Origin of the sequence: Streptomyces sp. NPDC014882 (assembly GCF_043081325.1) — a bacterium.
In the GTDB taxonomy this organism is placed as follows: domain Bacteria; phylum Actinomycetota; class Actinomycetes; order Streptomycetales; family Streptomycetaceae; genus Streptomyces.
Map to the genome: position 1 here is coordinate 16,978 of NZ_JBIBWL010000021.1, position 17,618 is coordinate 34,595.

At 75.2% G+C, this 17,618-nt stretch carries 17 protein-coding genes and 1 pseudogene; 3 read left to right on the forward strand and 15 right to left on the reverse strand.

Features of this window, described 5'->3' with window-relative positions; all coding sequences use genetic code 11:
- Window positions 1-55: 55 nt before the first annotated feature.
- The 5 genes from ACF09K_RS32380 to ACF09K_RS32400 all read right to left on the reverse strand — a co-directional run bounded on the left by ACF09K_RS32380 (window position 56) and on the right by ACF09K_RS32400 (window position 5,601).
- Window positions 56-1,159, reverse strand: a complete 1,104-nt coding sequence (locus ACF09K_RS32380; RefSeq protein ID WP_392248900.1) for an NAD(P)-dependent alcohol dehydrogenase — start codon at window positions 1,157-1,159, stop codon at window positions 56-58.
- Window positions 1,156-2,565 carry an aldehyde dehydrogenase family protein gene (locus ACF09K_RS32385; RefSeq protein ID WP_392248901.1) on the reverse strand — a complete coding sequence of 470 codons (1,410 nt, stop codon included), beginning with the start codon at window positions 2,563-2,565 and terminating at the stop codon, window positions 1,156-1,158. Before ACF09K_RS32385 ends, ACF09K_RS32380 begins: the two co-directional genes overlap by 4 nt.
- A gap of 8 nt (window positions 2,566-2,573) precedes the next feature.
- The gene (locus ACF09K_RS32390; RefSeq protein ID WP_392248902.1) at window positions 2,574-3,329 is read right to left on the reverse strand and encodes a (5-formylfuran-3-yl)methyl phosphate synthase; all 756 of its coding nucleotides are present in this window, start codon (window positions 3,327-3,329) and stop codon (window positions 2,574-2,576) included.
- Window positions 3,330-4,081: 752 nt separating this feature from the next.
- Window positions 4,082-4,837 carry a dienelactone hydrolase family protein gene (locus tag ACF09K_RS32395; RefSeq protein WP_392248903.1) on the reverse strand — a complete coding sequence of 252 codons (756 nt, stop codon included), beginning with the start codon at window positions 4,835-4,837 and terminating at the stop codon, window positions 4,082-4,084.
- Window positions 4,838-4,980: 143 nt separating this feature from the next.
- Complete coding sequence (locus tag ACF09K_RS32400; protein ID WP_392248904.1) at window positions 4,981-5,601, reverse strand: L-threonylcarbamoyladenylate synthase; 621 nt, start codon at window positions 5,599-5,601, stop codon at window positions 4,981-4,983.
- 1,047 nt (window positions 5,602-6,648) lie between these two features.
- Between ACF09K_RS32400 and ACF09K_RS32405 the strand changes: the two genes are divergently transcribed.
- Window positions 6,649-8,226 carry a helix-turn-helix domain-containing protein gene (locus ACF09K_RS32405; protein WP_392248905.1) on the forward strand — a complete coding sequence of 526 codons (1,578 nt, stop codon included), beginning with the start codon at window positions 6,649-6,651 and terminating at the stop codon, window positions 8,224-8,226.
- A 161-nt stretch (window positions 8,227-8,387) separates the two neighbouring features.
- On the opposite strand, the gene ACF09K_RS32410 is transcribed toward ACF09K_RS32405, so the two are convergent.
- From ACF09K_RS32410 to ACF09K_RS32445, 8 genes and pseudogenes are all read right to left on the reverse strand, one after another.
- Complete coding sequence (locus ACF09K_RS32410; protein ID WP_392248906.1) at window positions 8,388-9,611, reverse strand: cytochrome P450; 1,224 nt, start codon at window positions 9,609-9,611, stop codon at window positions 8,388-8,390.
- Window positions 9,608-10,846, reverse strand: a complete 1,239-nt coding sequence (locus ACF09K_RS32415) for a cytochrome P450 (protein WP_392248907.1) — start codon at window positions 10,844-10,846, stop codon at window positions 9,608-9,610. Before ACF09K_RS32415 ends, ACF09K_RS32410 begins: the two co-directional genes overlap by 4 nt.
- A complete protein-coding gene (locus tag ACF09K_RS32420) occupies window positions 10,843-11,505 on the reverse strand; it encodes an ATP/GTP-binding protein (protein ID WP_392248908.1) in 663 nt (220 codons plus the stop codon). The genes ACF09K_RS32415 and ACF09K_RS32420 overlap by 4 nt, the downstream gene beginning before the upstream one ends.
- The gene (locus tag ACF09K_RS32425; RefSeq protein WP_392248909.1) at window positions 11,477-11,839 is read right to left on the reverse strand and encodes a DUF742 domain-containing protein; all 363 of its coding nucleotides are present in this window, start codon (window positions 11,837-11,839) and stop codon (window positions 11,477-11,479) included. Before ACF09K_RS32425 ends, ACF09K_RS32420 begins: the two co-directional genes overlap by 29 nt.
- On the reverse strand, window positions 11,836-12,258 hold the full coding sequence (locus ACF09K_RS32430; RefSeq protein ID WP_392248910.1) for a roadblock/LC7 domain-containing protein: 423 nt from the start codon (window positions 12,256-12,258) through the stop codon (window positions 11,836-11,838). The genes ACF09K_RS32425 and ACF09K_RS32430 overlap by 4 nt, the downstream gene beginning before the upstream one ends.
- Window positions 12,255-13,721 carry a sensor histidine kinase gene (locus ACF09K_RS32435; RefSeq protein WP_392248911.1) on the reverse strand — a complete coding sequence of 489 codons (1,467 nt, stop codon included), beginning with the start codon at window positions 13,719-13,721 and terminating at the stop codon, window positions 12,255-12,257. Before ACF09K_RS32435 ends, ACF09K_RS32430 begins: the two co-directional genes overlap by 4 nt.
- 260 nt (window positions 13,722-13,981) lie before the next feature.
- A pseudogene (locus tag ACF09K_RS32440) lies at window positions 13,982-14,230 on the reverse strand (NAD(P)-dependent alcohol dehydrogenase); the annotation flags it as partial.
- 257 nt (window positions 14,231-14,487) lie between these two features.
- Complete coding sequence (locus tag ACF09K_RS32445; protein WP_392248912.1) at window positions 14,488-14,955, reverse strand: hypothetical protein; 468 nt, start codon at window positions 14,953-14,955, stop codon at window positions 14,488-14,490.
- Window positions 14,956-15,284: 329 nt separating this feature from the next.
- Here ACF09K_RS32445 and ACF09K_RS32450 point away from each other — a divergent pair, with 329 nt between their 5' ends.
- On the forward strand, window positions 15,285-15,521 hold the full coding sequence (locus ACF09K_RS32450) for a hypothetical protein (RefSeq protein WP_392248913.1): 237 nt from the start codon (window positions 15,285-15,287) through the stop codon (window positions 15,519-15,521).
- A gap of 167 nt (window positions 15,522-15,688) precedes the next feature.
- Here the strand turns inward: ACF09K_RS32450 and ACF09K_RS32455 are convergent, their stop codons facing one another.
- Together ACF09K_RS32455 and ACF09K_RS32460 are read right to left on the reverse strand one after the other, a co-directional pair.
- Window positions 15,689-16,138: an ArsR/SmtB family transcription factor gene (locus tag ACF09K_RS32455; RefSeq protein ID WP_392248977.1), complete on the reverse strand. Its 450-nt coding sequence runs from the start codon at window positions 16,136-16,138 to the stop codon at window positions 15,689-15,691.
- A 158-nt stretch (window positions 16,139-16,296) separates the two neighbouring features.
- On the reverse strand, window positions 16,297-16,671 hold the full coding sequence (locus ACF09K_RS32460; RefSeq protein WP_392248914.1) for a hypothetical protein: 375 nt from the start codon (window positions 16,669-16,671) through the stop codon (window positions 16,297-16,299).
- A gap of 381 nt (window positions 16,672-17,052) precedes the next feature.
- Between ACF09K_RS32460 and ACF09K_RS32465 the strand changes: the two genes are divergently transcribed.
- Window positions 17,053-17,511 carry a flavodoxin family protein gene (locus ACF09K_RS32465; protein ID WP_392248915.1) on the forward strand — a complete coding sequence of 153 codons (459 nt, stop codon included), beginning with the start codon at window positions 17,053-17,055 and terminating at the stop codon, window positions 17,509-17,511.
- Window positions 17,512-17,618: the final 107 nt, after the last annotated feature.

Genomic DNA, 17,618 nt, shown 5'->3' on the forward strand with positions numbered 1-17,618 from the left:
GCTGTCGGGTGCCTGCTCGTCGAGTGCGGTGAGTTCGCGGTGCCGCATGTCCCGTTCACCGGCTTCTTCCCTCCGGGAGCAGGACGGGCTTGACCACACGGCCCGCCTCGCAGTCGCGTTCGGCCTCGTTGACGTCGCTCAGCGGGTAGGTGCGGATCAGCTGGTCGAAGGGGAAGCGTCCGGCCTGCCACAGCCCGGTCAGCCGGGGTATCAGCAGTCCGGGTACGGCGTCCCCCTCGCAGATGTGACGGATGCCGCGGCCCCTGTCCAGCGTGCCCGGTTCGAGTGGCAGCGCCGTGTGGAGCCGTGCCACCAGGCCGAGGGTGCCGGTGGGGCGCAGCGCGTGGAGCGCGTCGTTGACGAGCGGGGGCGAGGCCGTGGTGTCCAGCGCGTACTGCGTGCCGCCGTCGGTCAGCCGCCGGATGCGCTCGGGCAGTCCGGCCGCCGCGGCGGGCAGCGGGACCGCACCGAACCGCTCGGCCAGGGCCAGCCGCCCGGGATGCCGGTCGACGGCCACCACCAGCGCGCCGGCGGCGGTGGCCGCCATCACCGCGGCCAGGCCCACCGCTCCCGCGCCGAAGACCGCGAGGGTGTCGCCGGGGCCGGCGCCGAAGGTGTTCAGCACGGCTCCGGCGCCGGTGAGGAAGCCGCAGCCGAGCGGTCCGAGCAGTTCCACGGGCAGTGCGGGGTCGACCCGGACGGCGTTGCGGGCCGGGACGAGGGCGTACCGGGCGAACGAGGACTGGCCGAACCACCGGGGTGCCAGTGCCCGCCCGGTCGCGTCGGTGAGGCGCGGCGCGTCCTCCTCGCGTCCTCCGAAGAGGTTGAGGGAGGCGAAGGAGTCGCAGTAGGCGGGGGCCGCGCCGCGGCAGTTCCGGCATCGCCCGCAGGAGTCGAAGCTCAGCACGACGTGGTCGCCGACGCCGATCCCGGTGTCCGGGCCGCCGCCCGCGCGCACCACCCCCGCCCCTTCGTGGCCGAGCACCGCCGGCAGCGGGCTGCGGCCGGCCGACCGCCGGACCGCGAGATCGGTCCGGCACATCCCGCACCCCGCGATCTCGACCAGGATCTCGCCGTCGGCGGGTTCCGTGCGCAGGGTCACCTCCTCGACCGCGAACGGGGCCTCGTAGGAGCGCAGTACGGCCGCCTGGAACCTCATCGCCGTTCCTCCCGAGGGCGGTGGACGACGAACGGCCGGAGGTTGCCGTAGAGCCCCCACGGTCCGCCCGCGACGCCGACACCACTGTTCTTGACGCCCGCGAAGGGCTGGGCCAGGGACAGTTCGGCGTGGTGGTTGATCCAGGCCGTGCCGCATTCGAGCCGGTCGGCCACCGCCTCGGCCCGGTCGAGATCGGTGCCCCATACGGAGCCGCCCAGTCCGAAGGCGGTGCCGTTGGCCGCGTCGACGGCTTCGTCGAGGCTCCGGTACGGCAGCACCGGCAGGACCGGTCCGAACTGTTCCTCGGTCACCACGGGGCTTTCGGGCGGGACGTCGGTGAGGATCGTGGGAGCGAAGAAGTAGCCCGGCCGGTCCAGCCGCCGCCCGCCGGCCGCCGCCCGGGCACCGTCCGCCAGGGCCCGCTTCGTGACCTGCTCGACCCGGGCCAGCTGAGCGGCGTTGTTGACCGGACCCAGCCGGGTGCCCGGATCGAGGCCGGCCCCGACGGTGACGCTCTTCGCGCGCTGGGCGAGGGCTTCGACGACCTCGGCGTGGAGCCGGGCCGGGGCGTAGACGCGTTTGACCGCCATGCAGACCTGCCCGCAGTTGCGGAACGCGGCCCAGAACAGCCGGTCCGCGATCCGGTCCACCTCGACGTCGTCCAGCAGGACGGCGGCGTCGTTGCCGCCCAGTTCCAGGGTGACCCGGGCGAGCGAGGCCGCGGCCGCTTCGGCGACGGCCCGCCCGGTGGGCACCGAGCCGGTGAAGGTGACGTGGCGGACGCCCGGGTGGGAGGCGAGGCGGGCACCGAGGGGTTCGCGGCCCGTGACGACGGTCAGGACGTCCTCGGGCAGGGCCGCGGAGAGGACGGAGCCGAGCAGCCGGGTGGCGAGAGGGGTGAACGGGGACGGTTTGAGGACCACGGTGTTGCCCGCCGCGAGCGCGGGCGCGAACTTCGCCGCCGCGAGCTGGAGGGGAAAGTTCCACGGCACGATCGCGGCGACGGGACCGAGGGACCGCCAGCGGATCTCGCTGTGCACGGGCCGGCCGTCGGTGATCCGCCGGGTTCTGGGTGCCAGGTCCGCGAAGTGGCGCAGGCGGGCCGCCGTACGGGTGACCTCCGCGGACGACTCGGCCAGGGGCTTGCCCTGTTCCCGGGTGAGCAGCCGGGCGAGGTCGTCGCCGGCCGCCTCCACGGCGTCGGCCGCCACGCGCAACGCGACGGTGCGGGCGGCGGGGTCGGCGCGCCAGCCGTGCCAGGCCCGGCGGGCCCGGTCGACCACGGCGTCCAACGCGTCCGGCCGCTGGTCCGGGGCCTCGTCTAAGGTCTCTCCGGTGGCCGGGTCGACGACGGCGAGACGCGCGGCCCGGCGTCCGGGGGCGCGGTCGGGATCGGAGGTCGGCACGGGATCGGTCAGTTCACGGCGGGGACGCCGGCCGCGTGCTCCCGGGCCTGGCGGTCCATCTCCGCCCGGAAGGCGGCCACCAGGTGCGGCCGGATCCTTCCCGTCGTGCGATCGCCGCCCTCGCAGACCGCTCCGCGCACGCCCACGATGTCCGTGCCGATGCGGGTCAGCGGACCGAGGTCGGTCTGCCGGACACTGCCCGCGAGGGCGGCGAGCAGACCGGACGCGTGGGCCAGCCGGACGAACTCGGCGCAGACGTCCGGGGGAACGTGGTCGAACAGCCGTGTCCCGTCCTTGACGGCGGTGTCGAGCATGGCCGCGTCGGCGCCGGAGCGGGCGGCGATGTCGGGCACGGCGAGCGGGTTGACGCAGCCGATCCGGTGGGCGTCGGCGTAGCCGGAGGCGACGACGAGCGCTTCGGGGCGGTGTTCCTTCACCGCCCGGACGACCGCGCGCATGACCTCGACGCCCTGATCGGGCGTCGTGCACCCGTAGAGACCGACCTTGACGTACCTGGCGCCCGAGACGACCGCGCCGAGCGCGGCCTGGGCCACCGTGCCGGGCTTGTACGGGACGTCTCCCACGGTGGCGGACACCGGTTTGTCCGCCGGGACCGCGTCGCGGATCTCCCTGATGACCCAGGGGAAGTTGGCGCCGAGCGAGCCCTCGTCGGGCTTCTTGACGTCGACGATGTCGAGGTGCTCCGCCGCCTTCGCACAGTCGAGGGCCTCCTCGACACCGTCCGGGGAGATGAGAAGCAACACCGTGGGCTCCTTCCGCCGCACGTCCGCCTGGCCGAGGCACAGGGGTGCGGATCACCTGGTTCGTGTGCGGCGTGCTCATCATTTCCACCGCCCGTGGGCACCGGTAGAGCGTGTGGAGTTGCTCGTGAGGCGCTCGTGCCCGCACCCGGTGCGCTGCGTGCACCGGCGTGAACCGGCCCCGGCGGCCGTTCGGCACGAGCCGGCTCGAGCCCTCGGCCGGCGTTCTTCACCGGCTTCCCGCCCGAGCGGCCGACCCGCCCCGGGGAATGCCGTTCGCCCGCCGTCGAGCGGGTGCCGCCCGGCACGTTCCTGTTCGTCGCACGGGGCCGGGGCCCCGCCGGACCTTCGCGTACACGACGGCACCCGGGACGGGTGCCGCAGCCGGCGGCGCGGAGGGCAGCGCGGCAGACGGATCGGCGTGCGGACCGCCCGCGGGGGCACCGGGGCCGGCGAACGACGGGGGTGCCGTCGAAGTCGTCGAACGGGCGATGTCCCGGCTGTCCGGCCACCGCCGGCCCGGCCCTCGCCACCGGCGCGGTCCCCGCGGCCACCGGGCCTTCTACCGGTCCCCTCGGCGCCCCGCCGCTGCGAGCGGGCCTTCTCCCGGTCCCCTCGGCGCCCCGCCGCTGCGAGCGGCTCGTCCGCCTCACCGTGCAGGCACGGTCCGAGGCCGACAGAGCATGCCGAAGGCGGCCGAGTCCGGTCGGAGGTCGGCCGAGTCCGGTCGGAGTCCGGTCGGAGGCCGGTCGGCGTCAGAAGGTGCGCTCGAGCAGGTCCAGCAGCGCCGCCCAGTGCCGCTCGGAGGCCGCCTCCCGGTAGGCGGCGGTGTCGGCCTGGGTGAAGCCGTGGGGAGCGCCCTCGTAGACCTCGCAGCGATGGCGGACACCGGCCGCCGTCAGGGCCTTCTCCAGCCGCTCCTGCTGCTCGGGCGGGAGCGAGGGGTCGCCGTCGGCGTGGCCGAAGTACAGCTCGGCGGTCACCCGGCCGGCCACCAGGTGCGGGCTGTCCGGCGCCTCGGTCGCCAGCCGCCCGCCGTGGAACCCGGCCGCCGCCGCGACCCGCTCGGGGTGGGTGCCCGCGGTCAGCAGGGAGAGGCGGGCGCCCATGCAGTACCCGGTCACCGCCACCGGCCCCGCCGCCACCAGCGGGCTCTCCGCCAGCCAGCGCAGCCAGACGCCGGCGTCCCGCATCGCCAGGTCGTCGGTCAGGGACCGGATCACCGGGCCCAGCTTCTCGAAGATCTCCGGGCGGGCCGCCGGGTCGATGAAGTCGGGCATCTCCACGACGGGGCTGCGCCCGTGACGGTGGAAGACGTTCGGCACCAGCACCGCGTACCCGGCCCCGGCCAGCCGGTCGGCCATCGCCCGCAGCTGCGGACGCAGCCCGAAGGCGTCCTGGTACAGCAGCACACCCGGACGGGGCGCGCCGTCGGCGGGGTGGGAGAAGTAGGCGTCCGCGACGCCGTCCCCGGTGGGGACGTCGACGGCTGTTCCCTGTACGGAGGTCATGCGGGGTGCCTCTCTGCGCGGTTCACGGCGGGCGGTCGGGCGGTCGGGCGGTCCGGCGGCGGTCCGGCCCGCCGGTATCGTTGCATGAGCCATCGACATCGGCCGCGCCGGGACCCGCCGCCTTCGTCCTCCGCCGCCCGGGCCTACTCGAAGCGCGAGGCGTCGCCCGCTCCGTAGCGGACGATCTCCGCCTCGCCCCCCGAGAAGTCGATGACCGTGGTCGGCTCGGTGCCGCACTCCCCGGAGTCGAGCACCCCGTCCACGGAGTGGTCGAGCCGGTCCTTGATCTCCCAGCCCTGGGTCATCGGCTCCTCCTCGCCCGGCAGCAGCAGCGTGCTGGACAGCAGGGGCCCGCCGAGCTCGGTCAGCAGCGCCTGGGTGACGACGTGGTCGGGGATGCGCACGCCCACCGTCTTCTTCTTCGGGTGCTGGAGCATGCGCGGCACCTCCTTCGTCGCCGGGAGGATGAAGGTGTAACTGCCGGGCGTGGAGGCCTTGATCGCGCGGAACACGTCGTTGTCGACGTGCACGAACTGTCCGAGCTGCGCGAAGTCCTGGCAGACCAGGGTGAAATGGTGCTTGTCGTCCAGTTCGCGGATGGCCCGGATCCGGTCGACGCCGTCCCGGCTGCCGATCCGGCAGCCGAGCGCGTAGCAGGAGTCCGTCGGGTACGCGATCAGCGCGTCCGCCCGGATGGCCGCCGCGACCTGGGCGATGGTGCGCGGCTGCGGGTTGTCGGGGTGAACGTCGTAGTACTTGGCCATTGGGGGAGCTTATGCCGTGCGGCGGGGAACCGGCCTTTTTCGACATGGGTATGTGGGCATACCCACCCCGGTCGTCATGTCCGACACCAACGCGCCCTCCGGGGGCACCGACCGCACGGCCTCCGGGCCGGCGGCCTGCCTCCCCGCGCTGCACCGGGCCCTGGACCGCCGGGTGGCCTCCGCCTGCCCGCACCCCAAGCCGCCCGGGGGACAGCTCCCGCTGCCGGGGTTCGTCGCGCGGCACGAGGGCACCACCGTGCGCGAGGCCGCCGACGCCCTGCTGATGAAGCCCGACGACGCCAGCGCCCTGGTCTCCCGGACGACCGGGCCGGGCATGCTGGAACGCCGCCAGGACAGCACCGACGGACGCGTCGCCCGCCGGTACCCGACGGCGACCTCCCGGCGGCGCCTCGCCGAGGTCCGCGGGCTGGAGACCGGCTGCCTCTCCGAGGCCCCGCTCTCCCTGACCGGCGGCGAGAGGGACGCCCTCGGCTCCGTGACCGGCGCCCTCACCTCCCTGACGCGCCACCTGCACGCCGCCGCGCACCGAACCGGGGCACGCCCTCCGGGTCCGCACCCCGGACCCCGGGCGTGCGCCGCCCCGGACCCCGGGCACCGCGTCCCGGGGCGCCGCCGCTCGCGGGGCGCGCCGCCCGCCGTCCCGCCGCCCGCCGCGCCCGGGCGGAGTCGGAGCCGACCAGGGCGGGGCGTCCGCTCGGCGGTGCGGACGGCGGACGGCGGGGCGCGTCGCCCTTCGGACGCCTGTTCACGCCGTCCGGCCGGACGGCTCGGCTCTCGATGGTGCGCTGCCCCGCCCCTGCCGGGCGGGTCCTCACCGGACCGGCGACCGCGTCCGGCCGTCCGGCGAGCCGGGGCGCGGGCCGGGGCGCGGGCCGGGTGTGCCCGCCCCGCCGGGGGCTCCGTCCGTCCCGTCGCGGGCGGGGCCGCACGCGGTTCGGGCCGGTGCCGGCACCGGTGCGGTAACGTCCCTGACCGATATGACGGGTTCGGCCCGGAGGGGCCCCGAGGGACGAGGAGCGCGCCGACATGACCGGCCGGGACGACGGGCGCCGTCACACGGACGTGACGGCGCCGGGGCACACCGACTCGACGTGGGCGCGGGAACTGCTGGACCACCTGCGTCCCACCGGACGCGACGTCGCCAGGATCGTCGACTGGCTCGGCGTCACCGTCGACGCGGCCGTCTCCCTGCGGGACGGGAACGGCACGCCCCTCGCGGGAGCCCCCACACCGCTCGACGAGGGCCTGGTGACGGACCTCGCCACCGGCCGTCTCGCCTCCGCCTCCTGGGAGGGCGACGGCCGCCACCTGCGGATGATCCGCGTCGAACTGCCGCCGCCCGCCGCGGCCGGCGTGCTCGCCGTCGCCCGGACCGCGCCCTTCGACCGGCGCACCGCCGACATCGTGGCCCACACGGCCGCCGCCCTCGAACTCCTGCTGCGCGCCCAGCGCACCGCCGCCACCGGACACCGCCTCGCGCGCGCCACCTCCGACCTGCGCCTGGCCATCCTCCAGCTGCTCATGGTCGAGGACACCAGTGCGGCCCGCAGGGTCGCCGCGGGCCTGTGGCCCGGCCTCCTCGACACCGACACCGCGTGCGTCTACGTCGTCGAGAGCAGCCCCGCGGACCGGGACCGGCTGGCCGAGGCCTGCATCGAGGCCACCCGCGAACAGAGCCTGGTGGTGCGCTGCCCGGCCGTGGACGCCCACGTCATCGTGGTGACCCCGCGCGACACCGCGGGCGCCGACCTGCGCGCCCTGTGCCACCGGCGGCACGACACCTTCCTCGGCGGCAGCGCCCGCCAGAGCCTGGCCCACACCGCCGCCGCCTACGGGCAGGCCGTCAGCGCGCTCGCCGTCGCCCGCTTCCGCCCCGACAAGACGGCCGTCTACGCCGAACGCACCCACCCCGAACGGCTGATGGACCCCGCCGCGCTGGGCGCCTGGACGAGCCGCCTGCTGCGCCCCCTCGACGCCCTCGCCCACCACACCCGCGCCGAGCTCCTCGCCACCACCCGGCTCGGCCTGGAGTTCACCGCCGTCAGTGCGGCGAAGGTGCTCGGCGTCAGCCGCAACACCGTCCGCGCGCGCATGGAACGCGTGGAGAACCTCCTCGGCGCGGACTTCTCCGACCTGGCCGCCCGCGCCGCCGTGCACCTCGCCCTGAACACCGAGGCCTGCCTGACCGAGGCCTGCCCGGCCGGGGACCGCCGCTCCCCGGCCGCCACGCCCGCCCGCCTCGTCGACCTGCTCACCGGACCCGCGCTGCGCACCTGGGCGCACGACCTGCTCGCCCGCCTCGACGCCGACGGCCGCGACCTGCGCGGAACCCTGCGCGCCTGGATCGCCGCCGGCGGCAACGCCGAACGGGCCGCCCAGCTCCTGGGCGTGCACGCCCAGACGGTCCGCGAACACGTACGCGGCGCCGAACCCGTCCTCGAACGCCGGCTCCTCGCCGCGGGCAGCGACCTCTACGAGGTCGTCCTGGCCCACCTCGTGACCGGGGCCCTCGGTCCGCCCGGCCTGCACGCCGACCCGCGCCCCGGCCCGTCCCCCGGCCCGCGTCCCGATCCGCCTCCCCGCCCCGACGGCCACCAGGCGTAATCGGGCCATCCGGACGCACCTGTGCACAGGTGAGCCCCCGAGCCCCGGGAGCGGGCACGGGCACGATTCACAAGCGGTACGCCCGGCACGTAGGTTCGACGTGCCGCGGGGGTCCGACCGGAACGGGGGACCGGTCGCACCCCCGCGCGCCGGGAGCGAGGTCAGCCGCGCAGCCGGACCGGGATCTCCTGCCAGCCGCCCGCGATGAACGACGGCACCTGCGCCGGCTTCCCGGCGGCCCCGTCCAGCCGCAGCCCGGGGAACCGGTCGAACAGGGCGGGCAGCGCGGTGAGCGCCTCCATCCGGGCCAGCGGAGCACCGATGCACCGGTGCACGCCGATCCCGAAGGACAGGTGGTCGTCCGCCCGGCGCGCCGCGTCGAAGACCTCCGCGTCCGCCCCGTAGTGCGCCGGGTCCACGCCGGCCGCCGCGTACGTCGTCACGATGGCGTCCCCGGCCGGGATCGTCACGCCGCCCACCTCCAGGTCGCCGACGGCGAACCGCAGCGGCAGCGTGGCGATCGACGGGTGCAGCCGCAGGGTCTCGTCGACCACCGCGTCCCAGCCGACGTCCCCGCGCCGCACGGCCGCCAGCTGCCCGGGCGCGCCCAGCAGCGCCACCACGGCGTTCCCGATGAGGTTCACGGTCGTCTCGAACCCGGCGCCGATCACCAGCAGCAGCGTGTACAGCAGCTCCTCGTCGCTGAGCCGGTCGCCCTCCTCGTCGCGCACCCGGATCAGCTCGGTGGTCATGTCGTCGCCGGGGTGCGCGCTCTTGTACGCGATGAGCCCGCCGAGGACCGAGCCGATCCGCTCCTGGACGCGCGCGGCGTGCTCCGGGGTGGGGTCGGTGGTGTCCATGATCGAGGCGACCAGCCGGACGTGGTCCTCGCGCATGCCGTCGGGCACGCCGAACAGTTCGCAGATGATCCGCATCGGCAGGGGGTGGGCGAACGAGGCCTTGAGGTCGACCGCGTCCCCGCCCCGGTCGAGGTCGTCCAGCAGCTCCGCCGTGACCGCCTCCACCCGCCGCCGCAGCGACTCGGTGCGCCGGTGCGTGAAGCTCGGCGCGACCAGGCGCCGCAGCCGGGCGTGGTCGGCGCCGTAGGTGGAGAGCATGTTGATCACCCCGACCCAGCCGAGGATCCAGCCCCAGGAGGGGTGCTCGCCCAGTTCCGGCCACAACCGCCAGTGCCGGCGCGGGTCCTTGCTGACCTGCGGGTCGAGGATCAGCTCCTTGAGGGTGTCGTACCCGGTGGGCGCCCAGGCGGGGATGCCGCCGGGCAGTTCGACGGGCACGACCGGGCCGAGCGCGCGCAGCCGGGCGCTCTCCGCGTGCGGGTCGGAGCCGAACGGGTCGAGGACGATGCGGTCGGTCACGGTCACGAGGGGACTCCCGGATGGTCGGTGGCGCGGGGGCTGAAGCGGACGGGCAGCGCGGCCAGGGAACGGTGGAAGGGCCCCGGCCGCCAGGAGAGCCGCTCGCGGGGCAGCAGCGGGTCGAGGTCGGGCAGCCACTGGGTGAGCCGCTCGATCGCCTCGGTGACGATCAGCAGCGTGTGCTGCTTCACCGGACAGGCGTGCGGTCCGGCGCCCCACGACAGGTGCGAGGCGTCGTGGGGGTGGCGGTCCGCGCCCGCCTCCCGCTCGGCGAACAGGCCGAGCGCCCCGTACGACACCACCACCGGCACGGCGTCGCGCAGCCACACCCCGTGGAAGGAGACGGGCCGGCGCGCGTAGTAGATGCCGTAGTTGGCCAGGGGCGTCTCGTGGCGCAGCACCTCGACCACCGCGTCCATGACGGGACGGGCGCCGCTGGTGAGGGTGGAGTAGTAGAGCGGGTTGCCCAGGATCCGCGACAGGGTGTTGGACAGCAGGTTCGCGGTCGGCTCGTAGCCGGCGCCGAGGGTGAGGAACACCTGCCAGGTGACCTCCTCGCCGGTGAGCCCGGCGGGATGGCCGAGGAGCCGGCTGGGCAGGTCGTCGCCGGGCCGCCCGGTCTTGGCGGCGATCAGTTCCAGGACGTACCGGGCGTACTCCGCCTCGCCCTCGGCGGCCTGCGCACCGCCCTCCATCATCTTGCCCAGACCCGCCTCCAGCCGGTCGCCCGCGCTGTCCGGCAGCCCGAACAGGTCGTTGAACACCAGCGCCATCAGCGGCCGCGAGAAGTCCGCGACGAGATCGGCCCCGCCGTGCGGACCGATCCGGTCCACCAGCAGGCGCACCGCGCGGTGCACCCGCGCCCGCAGGTCGTGCGGCTCCACCAGGTCGAACACGTCGATGAGGGTGGTCCGGTAGCGGACGTGCGCGGCGCCGTCGGCGAACAGGGCGTTGGGCCGCCACCGCATCATGCCGAGCACCGGGGAGTCCGCGGGGACGGTCTCCTCCCAGGCGCGCGGGTCGTGCGAGAACGTCTCCTCGTCGTGCAGCACGTCCAGCGCGGCCCGCCGGTCCGTGACCAGGTACGCCGGCACGCCGGGCGCCAACTCGGCCCAGCCGATGGGGCCCTGGGCCCTCAGCGCGGCGTAGTGGCGCCGCGGGTCCGACGCGAAGTCGTCCTCCCACAGCCGTACGGGAGCCGAGCGCGAGAAGTCGTGACGGTCGGGGGGATAGGTGGTCACCGGGCCTCCGCCGGGTCGCGGGCGATCAGGTGGTCGACCAGCGCGAGCAGTGCGTCGACGGAGGAGTTCGCGTCCCGCGCGTCACAGGTCACCAAGGGGGTGGACGGCTCCAGGTCCAGGGCGCGCCGCAGCCGCTCCTCGCCGTGGTGCCGGGGCGCGTCCGGGAAGGCGTTGAAGGCGACGGCGTACGGCAGTCCGCTCTCCTCCACCAGGCCCAGCACGTCGAACGACGCGTCGAGCCGGCGGCCGTCGACGAGGACGAGCGCACCGAGCGCCCCGTGGGCGATGTCGTCCCACAGCGACCGGAACCGCTCCTGTCCCGGGGTGCCGAACAGGTAGAGGACCACCCCGCCGGGCAGGCTGATCCGGCCGAAGTCGATGGCGACGGTCGTGGTGACCTTGTCCCGTACCCCCGCCAGGTCGTCCACCCGCGCGGAGGCCTCGCTGAGGGGTTCCTCGGTGTGCAGCGGGCGGATCTCGGACACCGAGTCGATCAGGGTCGTCTTGCCCACCCCGAACGGTCCGGCGACCAGGATCTTCACCAGGTCGCGGGCGGCGTCGGGCCGGTGGACCGCGCCGGGGGCGCCGGAGCCGGGACCCGTGTCCTCGGCGTGGTCCGCCGGACGGGCGTCAGGCGTGTTTGAGGGCACGGAGGCCATCGGCCACTCTCTTCAGCAGGTCGGGGTCGAAGCGGTCGGCGGGCGGAATCGGCGCGCGGGTGTGGATCAGGTCCCGGTCGGCGAGCCCGGCCGCCAGCACCCGCACCGCGGAGACCGGCAGCCGGAGCAGCGCCGCCGCCTCCACCAACGCCAGCGAGCCCTCCTCCAGGGCGTCCAGCAGGGCGAGTTGGGCGGCGGGCAGGCCGGGCGGCGCCTTCTCGCCGGTGCGGGCGAGCACCGAGAGCCGCTCCAGCCGCGGGTGGCCGGTACCGGCCACCCCGCCGGTCGACAGGTATGCGGGAACCAGGGGACGGCCGGCCGGGCGAGCGGTCACGCCGGGGTGTGGTCGTCGGCTCCCCGGGGCGCGGCCGTCATGGCCTTCTCGCCCAGCCGCGCCACCTGCGAGTGCACCCGGTGCGCCAGCAGGTCCAGACGCACCTCGCCGTCGCCGTACGCGGCGACGCAGGTGCCGTGGTCCGTCGGCACGATCAGCACGTAGCCGTGGTCGGACTCGATGACGACCTGGCGCACCTCGGCCTTCTCCCGGTCGGCGAACGCCGCCGCCGCGGTCCGGCAGGCCCCCTGCACGGTGCTGGTGATCGCGGCCACCCGCTCCGCCGACGGCTGCGACAGCGCGTCGGTGTATCCCGTCACGAGCCCGTCGCGGGTCAGCATGACGGCGGCCACCACGTGCGGCACCTGCAGGATCGGCTCCAGCACCCATGCCGTGTCGCCCGTGTCGCGGCTGGTCATGCCGCACCCCCTTCGTGGTCGGTGTGGTGGGTGTGGTCGGTGTGGTGGGTGTGGTCGGTGTGTTGGGTGTCGCGGGCCGTCGGCCGGGCGGCGTCCCCGGGTGCGGCCCCGGTACCGGCGCGCGCCGCCGCGGTGCCCGTCTGGAGCGCGCCGAGTGCGGCCGCGGCCTCCTCCGGCCGCCGGACCGGCCGCGTCGGCCCGGGCACCGTCGGCGGCCCGGCCCCGGCGACCGCGGCGGGGCGGGGACGGCGGCGCCGCTGCGGCAGCCCGTCCTCGTCCGTGGGCGCGCGGTGCCCGGGGGCGTCCGGTACGGCGTCCTCCGTACCGTAGGCGTGCGCCGGGGCCGGGGCGGGCGGGGCCTGAGCCGGGGCGGGTGCGGCGGGGGCGGACCTGCGGGTGGTGCGCGGCGCGCTCGGGGCCGGGGGCCGGTCGGCCGGGTCGAGGCGGCTCAGCAGGTGGCTGCCGACCCGCAGGACCGCGCGCACCCCGCCGTAGGGGGAGGCCGACGAGACGTCGACGGCCAGGTCGAACTGGCGGGTGAGCCGGCCGATCGCGGCCAGTCCCATGCGCGGCGGGTCGCCCAGGTCGGTCAGGAGGATGGGGGTGTCGCCGGCCACCAGCCGCTGGGCGCGGTCGCGTTCGTCGCGGGTCATGCCGAGGCCCGCGTCGTCGACGGTGACGCACACGCCGTGGTGGACGTGCTCCAGGCTCACCACCACCTCGGTGTCGGGCGCGGAGTGCCGCAGCGCGTTGTCGAGGAGTTCGGCGACGATGATGGCGACCGGCTCCACGGCGTGCGAGACCAGGGCCGTGCCGGGCTCCAGGTGGTTGTGGACCTCGACCCGCTGGTAGCCCGCGAGCCGCGCCTGGCCGCCGGTGACCGCGTCCACCAGGTGCGACTCCTCGCGGGCGAGCCCCACCCAGGCCCCGCACACCACCGCGGCGACCTGGGCGCGCCGCAGCGACTGCTCGTTCTCGTGGTCGAGCCGGAACAGGGTCTGCGCCAACTCCGGGTCGTCGTAGCGTTGCTGGAGTTGCCGCAGGGCGTCCTGGAGCCGGTACAGGGCCGCCTGGATCTCCCGGGTGGCGCCGCGCATCCCGGCCTGAGCGGCCGCGTCGACCCGGGTGCGCTGGGAGGCCACCTCGGACCGGAGCGCCAGGAGCACGTTCTCCAGGGCGATGCCGAGCGGGGTACCGGCCGTCAGCGGCTGGAGCGGGCCGGGCACCGCCAGGTGCGGATGCGCCACCTGCTGGGCGGCGGCGGGCACCCGGCGGGCCGCGAGATGCTCGACCTCGGCGGTGAACGCCCTTGACGATCCTTCGAGTTGCGTGCGCAGGGCGGCTGTCTCCGCCCGTTGCCGGGCCTGTTGCCGGCGCAACCGCAGCAGCCCGCCGCCGAGGGCGAGCGCGGACAGCGTGCCGGCGGCGAGACCACCGGCCACCAGGTCCGGTAATTCGATCATCGATTCGGTTCCAGGGAGGGTCGGCGTTCCGGGGAAGGGCGGGCGGACGAAGGGCGGGCAGGGGTGGACCCGGCAGACGCGGACCGGGCACCCGGAGCACAGTACACACCGTCATCGTTCGATCTCGCACGGTTGGGCGAGTCTCCGTGCGGAAAGTGCCCGCTGTCTGTTCGCTTCTGCGTCGACTGCCGCAATTGTCTTGCGCGGCAGACGAGTTGACCTCCGCCCGAAGTGGCAGGATGCTGCCCCGCGTCCGGTCGGCCGTTCGGCGGGATCACCGCGCGACCGTCGATCCGTCCGGCGTGCGGCCGCTCGTACGCCGGGGGCGCCTCGTCGAGGGAGAGCGTCCCGGTGTGCGCCGACACCGCTCCCGCCCGGACCGGTGCGAGCACCTCCACCAGCTCGCCGCGGCTGCCCCGGTACGGCGCGCGCACCGACACCTCGAAGCGCAGGCCGCCGAAACCGACCGGCAGCGCGCCACCGCCGATGCCGACGATCGCCACCCCGCCACCCCGCCACCCCGCCACCTCGCCACCGCGCCCCCCGCGGCCGCGTCCGCCCGCCGGGGACCGCGCGTCCGGCCTCCTCCACGCCCGCCGGGCGGTGGCACCCTCCTGCCGCGTGCCGGTCTGCGCCCGCCTCGTCGCGGAGCGGCGCGCCCGCGGCCGGACCGTGCCCGCCCGCCCCGACGCGCAGTGGGTTTCCCTCGCCGGGCCACCGCCGCGGGCCCGGCCCGACGGGAGCCCGCCCCCGGGCCCGCGACGCGCTACGCGCCGCGCGGCGGAGCGAGGACCGCCATGGTGCCGTTGGCCTGCCGCAGCGCGATTTCCAGGGCACCGGGGGAGTGCAGCGCACCCGTTCCGTCCGGGGGTACCAGCCACTCCAGGAACCGGGCCGGACGGTACGGCGGGGGCACCGCGACCCAGGAGCCCCGGCCCGCCTGCCGCAGCCCCTCGCCGACCCAGCGGCTCGCCGGATCCGGCGGCAGGAAGAAGCCGACCCGGCGGGCCGCGGTGTCCACGAGGGTCGGTCCCGGTACGGGCATCGCCGGCTGCCACAGCAGGTCCAGGGTGAGCAGGCCCAAGCGGTCGGGCACGCTCAGCACGTCCCAGTAGCGGCCCGCCTCCAGGAGAGTGACGCCGTGACCCTGGTCCCACTCCCGTTTGCAGGTCCGCGGGTCCGTCGAGGCGGCGGCCAGCCACTCCACACCGCGCGCCCACATCACATAGCTCATCGTCCGGCTCCGTCTGAGTTCGCCCGGTGACCGGCGCGCGCGAGGACGCCGCCGGCGCCGGGACCCGGCCGTCGGCCGCACGCCGACTCGGCACATGCATGCTGGTGGATGTTCCTCCGTGGCGGAAGGGGTGGCGGACGGTGGCGTTTGGGTCTGGTCCGTTCGAGGCTCGCGCGCCTGTTCGGCCGGGCGGCCGGCGCTGCGCTGCGGCCGGGCCGGTGTCCGGCGCGGCGCCCGGACCGAGTGCCCGATCCCGTGTGTGCGGCCGGCCCGGGGGGTACCCGGCAGCGGCAACGACCACGTCGACAGCACAAGGGGAGGAGGCCCCCATGGCCACTGGCACCGAGACCGGTGACGTGACCGGCACACGGGACAAGGACTACAACCTCATCTGGTACGTCGAGGCGTGCCTGGACAACGCGCTGCGGCTGGAGACCTACATCCAGGACGCCGAACGCGAGAAGGACACCGAGGTCGCCGAACTGTTCCGCAAGGCCCAGGCCGACAGCCGCAAGGGCGCGGAGATGGGCAAGGAGCTTCTGCGCGCCCGCCTGAGCGGCGGCTGAACCGCGCGGCCCACGGGCCCGGACGCCGTACGACCGTGGTCACGGCGACCGGGCCCGTGCCGTATGCACCGGGCCCCGTCGTCGTCTTCCCGTCCTCCGTCTCACGGGTGGACGACGGGAAGGCGACGACGGGGCCCGGGTGCTCCGCCGCTCGGTCCCGGCCGCCGTCAGGGCAGCCGCGATCCGCCCTGCGGAACGGACAGCGGCCGCGCCGACGGAACCGTCGGCGCCGGCGGATCCGTCGGCACCGATGACGCCGACGGCACGGATGACGCCGAGGGCGCCGACGGGTCCGACTGGCGCAGCTCGGCGAGCAACTCGTTCCGTCCGGCCAGCAGTTCGGTCAGGATCCGGCGGGCCGCGCGAAGCAGTTCGGCGACGTCACCGCCGGCCAGCGCGTAGCTGACCGTCGAGCCCTCCCGGATCGACACGACGATCCCGGACCGTCGCAGCACGGCCAACTGCTGGGAGAGACTGGACGGTTCGACCTCGATCTCGCTGAGCAGGTCCCGCACGGCGACGGGCCCGCCCTGGAGCAGTTCGAGGACCCTGATCCGCACCGGGTGCCCCAGCATGCGGAAGAACTCGGCCTTGGCCTGGTAGAGGGGGACCTGCATGGTCAATCGCTCGCTCCCTGCCGCTCTCTGGGTCCTGCGTCCGTCACGATCCTGGCGACTGCGGGCTCCGCACGCCCCGGTGATGCACTGATGTGGATGTGTCGAGATGAAGAAATTTTCAATTCGTGGGCGTGCGAAGCCGTGGGTCGTCCGGTGGGCTACACCTCGAGGTCCGTCTCGATCCGCTTCAGCTGGTGACGCGCCATCGCGAGGTTGGAGCGATCGCGGTCCAGGACGAGGTAGAGGAACAGTCCGCTGCCCTGCCGCCCCTTCAGCAGCCGGATGAGGTGGTACTGGCTCCCGAGGGTGATCAGGATGTCCTCGATCTCGCCCTTCAGCCCGAGGTGCTCCATCGTGCGGACCTTGGCCCGGATCACATCGGTGTTGCCCGCGGCGGCGACGGCCAGGTCGAGGTCCTTGCCGCCGCCCATGGTGCCCAGGGCCATGCCGCTGGTGTAGTCCACCACGGCCGCGCCCAGCGCCCCCTCGATCGAGGTCATCGTCTCCTTGAGGGAGATTTCCACATTCGCCACGGCGGTCCTCCTGCCGGTTGCACGGGACCGGGCTCCTCCGGCCCCGCTCGTGTTCCGACCGTACGGAGAGGGTCGCCCGGAAGGGTGACGCCTTTTGGGACTGGCGCAGAGAGAACCGGAACGCGTGGAAGCGTGCCGCACTTTGATCACGCAAGGGGTGAAACCTGACCGTTTCGCGAGTCCAGGGCGTTCAGGGCGTCTGGGGTGCCCGGGGTGCCGAGTCGGTCCAGAGGCGAGGGAGCCGGGTCAGGCGCGCGAGGGGCGCCCCGGGGACGCGCGGTCCCGTTCCGGTCCCGTCGGCACCGCGGTCGCCGTACCGGCGGGACGGCCTGCGGGGACGCCGCTTGCGGCGGGCCCTCCGAGCGGGCAGGGTTCGATGCCGTGGCCACTTTGCTGATCGTCCATCACACGCCCTCACCGAACTGCCAGGCGATGCTGGAAGCGGTCGTCCGGGGGGCGACGACGCCGGAGATCGAGGGGGTCCGCGTCGTCCGCCGGGCCGCCCTCGCCGCCACCGCCTCCGACGTCCTGGCCGCCGACGGCTACCTGCTGGGCACGCCGGCCAACCTCGGCTACATGTCCGGCGCCCTCAAGCATTTCTTCGACCAGGTGTACTACCCGTGCCTGGACGCCACCCGGGGCCGCCCCTTCGGCTACTACGTGCACGGCGGCAACGACGTCACCGGTGCCGTGCGCGGCATCGAGGCCGTCACGACCGGCCTCGGCTGGCGGCGCGCCGCCGAACCCGTGACCGTCACCGGGGAGCCCGGCAAGGCGGACGTGGAGGCCTGCTGGGAACTCGGCGCGACGACGGCCGCGGGCCTCGCCGCACCCGGGTGAAGGCCACCGCGCCGGTCGGCTCCCCGGCCGGGAGAGGGACACCCCGAGCGGCCCGCCGGCGGCCGGGAGGACCGGAGACCCCGGCCGGAAGGACCGGAGCCCAACCG